This window comes from Bradyrhizobium sp. WSM4874, assembly GCF_055811835.1.
This window is the reverse complement of the sequence record NZ_JBVVPR010000214.1, coordinates 1-431: the sequence shown is the minus strand read 5'-3', so window position 1 is coordinate 431 and position 431 is coordinate 1. Positions and strand designations below refer to the sequence as shown.

Genomic DNA, 431 nt, shown 5'->3' with positions numbered 1-431 from the left:
TTGTCCCAGAACGGCGTGCTCGACCATCTCCGCATCCAACGGAATCAGCGTCCCCCAGGCCTCGCCCGCCTCGTCCGCGAACCCCGCCACGTACATCCGTTGCTCCGCGGCGCCTTCATCACGAGGCTGGAAAAATGGCGTGAGGGTGATTGGAGGGTGTTTTGCCATTGACGATTTCTCCGAACTGCTTTGCGGCGACACAGCTCAGAAGCCGGGTCAGTGCGGGTATTTCGATCATACGAAAAGGCAAGGTCTGGGAACGGCGCCTCATGGCCTCACGCCCGCTGCTTATCTCGTCGGCGAGAATTGATCTGCGCCATCAGGATCGGGCCAAGCGAAAATTCGCCGACCTCGGCTTTTCGCGTCAGACCGCGCAGATAACCGCCAGCGGAATTGATCGCCGTCCCGCGCTGCAGGATACACGCGACGAC

Annotated in this window: 1 protein-coding gene; it reads right to left on the bottom strand. The window is 61.0% G+C overall.

Going from position 1 to position 431, the window contains the following annotated elements; all coding sequences use genetic code 11:
- Positions 1–275 precede the first annotated feature (275 nt).
- A partial coding sequence (gene repC / locus AC0L3P_RS40085; protein WP_473309412.1) for a replication initiation protein RepC occupies positions 276–431 on the bottom strand: 156 nt, incomplete at its 5' end.